Source organism: Mesorhizobium waimense (assembly GCF_003601975.1).
In the GTDB taxonomy this organism is placed as follows: Bacteria; Pseudomonadota; Alphaproteobacteria; order Rhizobiales; family Rhizobiaceae; genus Mesorhizobium; species Mesorhizobium waimense.
Genome location: NZ_QZWZ01000157.1, coordinates 1 through 1,329 on the forward strand (window position 1 = coordinate 1; position 1,329 = coordinate 1,329).

Sequence of the window (1,329 nt, forward strand, 5' to 3'; positions counted from 1 at the left end):
CAGGGCTCCGAATCCAGGTTAACGGGCTTTGGTTTGGAGGATGGCCGTAAGGTATGCGAGGTCCCATCCTGCGATTTTGCGGCGGAGTTTGAGGCTCGTCGGCCGTGGAGCGGGGGGCTTCTGGGTTTTTCGGCGCAGGCCCGTGTTTGCTGGTTTGACAGGCTCTGGGGCTTGCCTGAGGTGATTGATGGCGAAGTGTCGGACGACGGCCATGTTTTTGGCGCCATGGCCCTTGCGTGTGCGTGACTGATCGTCGTTGAAGACGACGTCGAGCACCCAATGCAGCTGGTTCTCGATACCCCAATGGCCGCGCACGGCGTCAGCGGCCGCCTCGGCGGTGAGCTTGGCCGAGGTAATGTAGTAGCGCGTTTCAAGGCGACAGCGATCTTTCAACTCGGCCTTGCTCTGGACCTTGATGATGGCGGCGACATCGGGCAGGCGCAGTTCGCCCGGGAAGCGCCGGTCGCCGCTCAGCCATTCCACCTCGCGTGTCACCGTGACGGTGCGTTGCTCGATCCGGCCGTGCCCCTTGTCGGTGTCGGTGACGCGGTCGAGGCTGGCCTGGGGCGCATCGGCGAAGAAGGCCTCGATCTCGCGGCACAAGGTCGGCTGGTTCGCCTTGACGGCTAGGAGATAATCGGCGCCGGCCGCCCGCACGGCCTTGGCGATGTCGCCGTTGCAGGCGATGGCGTCGATGGTCACGATGGCGCCCTTGAGCCCGCCGCCTTCGGCCAGGCGTTCCAGCAGCACCGGGATGGCGGTGAGTTCGCTCGATTTGTCCGCGACCGCCTCTTGCCCGAGGACCAGGCGGCTGGTGGTGGCGAAAGCCGAAACCAGATGCAGGGGCGCCTGGCCGGCTGCGCGGTCGTGGCTGCGCCGCGAGGTCTTGCCGTCGATGGCGACAAGCTCCGGCCGGTCCGGCCAGCAGGCCCGCACCCAGTCGGTGAAGCAGGCCGAAAACAGCGTCGGATTGATCCGGTTCATCAGGATCGTCAGCCAGCGCCCGGTCGGAACCCCATGATGATACGGCAGAAAGCGGCGTAGAAACGCCAGATGCTGCTCCCCCCACAAGCCGATCGCCTCGTAGTCATCGCAATCGGCGATCGTTCCGCACACCGCCAGAAGCAGAACCTCGGCCAGCGGATAGGCTACCCGATGCGACGGCCGTGGGTCCTCGATCGCCGAAAAATGCCCCAGCAGCACCCCAAGCCGCGACTTCTCGCCAAAACCCGCCAACAAAGCCATCCGGAGCCTCCGATTCGTAAGGCCCTCACAGATTCAGCAATCCCTTCAAACGTAAAGTGCCGTTAACCTGACTTCGGCGCCCTG

At 64.6% G+C, this 1,329-nt stretch carries 1 protein-coding gene; it reads right to left on the bottom strand.

Annotated features, from left to right (window positions below; translation table 11 throughout):
• Nucleotides 1-18: 18 nt before the first annotated feature.
• Nucleotides 19-1,245: an ISAs1 family transposase gene (locus tag D3227_RS40330; protein ID WP_120019462.1), complete on the bottom strand. Its 1,227-nt coding sequence runs from the start codon at nt 1,243-1,245 to the stop codon at nt 19-21.
• Nucleotides 1,246-1,329: the final 84 nt, after the last annotated feature.